Source organism: Streptomyces specialis, from assembly GCF_001493375.1.
Lineage (GTDB): Bacteria > Actinomycetota > Actinomycetes > Streptomycetales > Streptomycetaceae > Streptomyces > Streptomyces specialis.
On record NZ_LN929800.1, the window covers coordinates 1 to 4,656 of the forward strand.

The window sequence follows — 4,656 nt, forward strand, 5'->3', positions numbered from 1 at the left end:
CTGTAAGTCTCCTTCGTAACATTTTTCTTACCCTCTTCCTCTTTCATATCGTACCGCCGCCCCCGGCGACCGTCACTTTCCTCGGCGTCGGCAGCGTCAGATTGGTTTAGGGGACAGGACATGGCCGACGGCCGCATGGCGCGGTTCGCCGAGGAGTCCGGCCAGGTGGTCGGCGAGCCGGGCGATGGTGAGCTGCTCGAAGAGCAGGGTGGCGGGCAGGTCCCCCAGGTCCTGTTCGAGCCGGTGCACGATGTGCTGGCTGACCAGCGAGTCCACCCCGAACGAGTCGAACGTGGCCTCGTCGTCGAGTTCCCGCAGGTGATCGGGGCCGTAGCGGAGGACTTCCGCGAAGACCCCCCGCAGATAGGCACGCACCTGTTCGGCGCGTGGCGACGGCCGTCCCGGCGTGGGTGACGCCTGGGTCATCGGCTCTCCTTCCAGGACCGCGGTGGTCAGGCACTGTTCGAGTTCGTCGGTGGGCACCCCGGGCAGACCGCGCTGGTCCGTCACCCGGAAACCGGCGTCGGCCAGCACCGCGCGCCACCCGCCGGGGGCGAGCAGCGGGGAGCCGGGCAGGCGGCGGCCGGCGTCCTCGTACCGCCACCAGCCGTCCGTCAGGCCGAAGGTGAGGGTGAGGAAGTCGGTCGCGGCGGTCGCCTCGTTGAGAAGGAGCAGCCCGCCCGGGCGCAGCAGCCGCGCGGCGTTGCGCAGGGTCCTGGCGATGTCGGCGGTGGCGTGCAGCACGTTGGTGGCGACCAGGACGTCGGCCTCACCGGCCGCGAACCCCTGCTCCAGCGGGTCCCTTTCGATGTCCAGGATCCGGAACTCCGGTGCGAGGGACGGCACTTCGGCGCCGTCCTGCCGCCGCGAGAGGAGGTCCTCGCCGTGCCGGAGGAACGCCACGGACAGGTCCGTGTAGACGTACGACACGGGCACCCCGGCGCGGGCGCAGGCGTCCAGCACGAACCGGGTCCCGGCGCCGGTGCCCGCGCCCACCTCCACCACCCGGGCCGTCCCGCCCCGTTCGTCCCGGACGCGGCGGGCGGCCCCGGCGACCGCGTCCGCGACCAGCCGGTGGTGGTGGTCGGTCCCCTCCTGCCCCGCGTACACGGCCTCGCCCAGGGCGCTGGAGCCGCGCGGGAAAAGCACCTCGGTGGCGGGACGGCGGCCCGCCACCACCTCGGGCAGCGCCGCGACGCATACCCGCAACAGCTCGACGTGCGGCGCCAGTTCGGGATGCCGTTCCAGCAACTCGGCGACGGGGAGCCGGGCCGGGGCGGTCAAATCCGGGGTGAGACGGAACCGGCCGCCGCGCCGCTCGGCGGCGCCCGCCCGTTCCAGCACGCCGGACAGCGCCCCGGCCAGGCGGCGCGCGGCGGGCGTGGCCGCGCCGGGCCGGTCGGCGACCTCCGCGTCGTCCAGCCAGGTCTCGCCCACCGGCAGCCCGGGGACCGCCGCCAGGCGCGCCCGCAGCAGGTCGCCCGCGACGGTGTCGAGACCGGCGAACGCGGCCCGCTCCGCCGGGGGTCGCGGTGCGGCGCCGAGCCGCGCCAGACCGTCCGGCCCGGCCTTCACCACCACGGCCTGCGGGTGGTCCGCGGCCAGCACCCGGTCCAGCGCGGCGAGTCCCTCCCCGGGATCGATGGAGCCGACCCCGAAGCCCGCCAGCCGCCGCCGGTACCGCTCGTCGGCCACCACGCCGACGCTGCCCCAGTAGCCCCAGTTGACGACCGAGACCGGGAACGGCAGCCGCTCGCGCAGATACAGCGCGCAGGCGTCCTGGAACGTCCCGGCGGCGGCGTAGTTGGCCTGACCCGCCGGGGCGGTGAAGGACGCGGCGGAGGAGAACATCACCAGGAAGTCCGGCTGTTCACCGCTCAGCGCCTCCGCGAAGGCCAGCGTGCCGGCCGTCTTGGGCGCGAGCGCGGCGAGGAACGTCGCCTCGTCGGCGTGGGCGAGGGTGCGGTCCCGCAGCACCAGCGCCGCGTGGACCGCCCCGCGCACCGGGCCGAACCGCTCCCTGGCCGCCACGACCGCCGCCCGCAGGGCCTCCGGGTCGGCGGCGTCCGCCCGCAGGTACTGGGCCTCGCCGCCCAGCGCGGCGATCTCGTCCAGCGCGGCGGCGATCCGCGCGTCGAGGGGACGCCTGCCGATCAGCGCCAGCCGGGCGCCGCCGCGGCGGGCCAGGTCGCGGGCCAGCGTCAGGCCGATGCCCCCCGCGCCGCCGAGGATGACGTACGTGCCCCCGGGCCGCCCCGGCGGTGCCGGGGCCGCGCCGGGCGCGGGCCGCAGCGCGCGGCGCAGACGGTCCGTGCCGCGCAGCGCGACCAGGGGCTCGGCCGCCGGTTCACGGGCCAGCCGCGCCGCCCGCCCGGCCGGATCGCCGCCGGGCGCCGGGTCGAGATCGACGCAGCCCCCCGTCCAGCGCGGGAACTCCGCCCCGGCGACGGCGGCGCCGCCATGGACCCCGGCCGCGAACGGATCGACCCGCTCGCCCGCCCGGGTCGTCACCGCACCGGCCGTCACCACCTTCAGCGTCAGCGGGCGGTGCCCGGCGTCCAGCGCCAGGAGCGACCTGATCAGGCGGAACAGCGCGAGCGGCGCCGCGTCCGGGTCGTCGCCGCCGGGGGCGGTGAGGAAGTACGCGACGTCCGGCGGCGCGGGGAGCCCGCCGGTGCCGCAGCCCTCCGGGCCGTAGCCGATGGCGGAGGTCTCGTCCCCGGCGTGCTCGGCGAGCAGCGCGTCGGCGAGGTCACGCCCGTCCGTCTCCGGGAACCAGACGGCCACGGTGCGCCGCCCCGCGCCGGGCGCCGCGTCCGGGCCGGACAAGGGGACCCAGTGGGGGACCAGGGTCGTCAGTTCCGCCCCATCGGGCTCCTTCGCTTCCACCGCCCGTGGCCCGGCCGGTGCCGGGGCGGGACGCAGGGACACGCCGTCCGCGCTCAGCAGCACCCGGCCCGTACGGTCCGTCAGCCGGACCGACCAGCCGGAGCCCTCACGCCGGACGTGGGACAGCTCGGCGTCCTCCCAGGGGCCGAGCACGGTCACCGTGTCCACGGCGAACGGCAGCGCCGGGGCGTCCGTTCCGTCGTGCGGCGCGGCGATGGCCTGGAGGGCGGCGTCCAGCACGGCCGTCCTGGCCTCCCACGGCGCGCCCGGACCGGCCGGGGGACCGCCCAGCTCGGCCAGGACCTCACCGTCCCCGACCCGGGTCCCGGTGACGCGGCGCAGGCGCGGCCCGTAGGCGATGCCCGCGCGGGCGAAGCGCTCGTACAGCTCCGGTCCGGCCGGGCCCGGCGGGCAGCGCCGCGCGACGGCCGCCGGGTCCACGGGCGGCACGGCCGTCCCCGGCGGCAGCGGCGCCAGCACGGCACGGGCGTGCTCCCCGTCCCCGTTGTCGGTGTCCCCGGCGTCGGTGCCGGTGAGCGTCAGGGTCCAGGTGCCGGACGGTCCGGCCGCCGCCCGCGTCCGCACCCGCCCGGCCCCGGGGACCGGGCACGGCCGCAGCCAGCGGACGCCGGTCAGGCGGAACGGCGCCGTGACGCCGAGCGCCGCCGCCGCGTCCCACGCCAGGGCGAGCGTCGCGGCGCCCGGCAGCAGTACCCGGCCGCCCACCCGGTGATCCGCGACCGGCCCCCGGTCCGGCGCCACCTCCCGCACGATCTCGGTCCCCGGCTGTCGCCCGGCGGACGGTGCCAGGGGCTCGGCCCAGTACCGCTCGCGGGCGAACGGGTAGGTCGGCAGCGGCACGGGACGGCCCCCGGTGGCCGGCCACCCCTCGGTCGTGCCGCCCGCGACATAGGCGCGGGCGGCACGTTCCGGCGCGCCCTCGCCGTCGCGGGCCGGGGTTCCGGCGCGGATCAGCCCGGCGCGGTCGTCGCCGTGGGCCAGCGCCCGCAGCAGGGCGACGAGTTCCCCCGGCCCGCTCGCGATCAGCGCGGCGCGCACGGCGTGGTGCGGACGGCGCGCGGTCAGCGTGTGGGCCACGTCCGCCAGGGCGGGCGAGCCCGTCTCCACGGCGTCCGCGAGGGCCAGGGCGGTCCGGGCGAGCGCCGCCTCGTCGCGTGCCGACACCGGCACGACCAGCGGCCGTACCGCGTTCCCGGCGGCGGGGCCGCCGCGGGCGGGCTCGGGCGGCTGCGTCACCACCAGATGGCAGTTGGTGCCGCTGAACCCGAAACTGCTGACCGCGGCGGTCCGTACACCGCTGGGCCCGGGCCGCCACGGCTCGGGCTCCCGGACGACGTACAGCGGCCCGTCGCCGAGGTCGAGCCGGGGGTTGGGCGCGGTGAAGTTGACCAGCGGCGGCAGCGTCCGGTGACGCAGCGCCAGCACCGTCTTGATCAGGGCGGCGATCCCGGCGGCGGTGGTGCAGTGGCCGATCGTGGCCTTCACCGAGCCGAGGCCGCAGCGGGCGCCCTCCGGCGCGCCGGCCAGCACCTCCCGCAGGCCCTTGACCTCGATCGGGTCGCCCAGCGCGGTGCCCGTTCCGTGCGCCTCGACATAGCCGATGTCCCCGGGCCCGATCCCGGCCCGGGCGTGCACCCGCCGCATCAGCGCGGCCTGGGACGTGGCGCTGGGGGCGGTGATGCCGTTGGTCCGGCCGTCGCCGTTGACACCGCTGCCCCGGATGACGGCGTGGACGGCGTCGCCGTC

General features: G+C 77.7%; 1 protein-coding gene. It reads right to left on the reverse strand.

The window, feature by feature from the left end; translation table 11 throughout:
- Nucleotides 1-96: 96 nt before the first annotated feature.
- A partial coding sequence (locus BN2279_RS07305; RefSeq protein ID WP_159037095.1) for an SDR family NAD(P)-dependent oxidoreductase occupies nt 97-4,656 on the reverse strand: 4,560 nt, incomplete at its 5' end.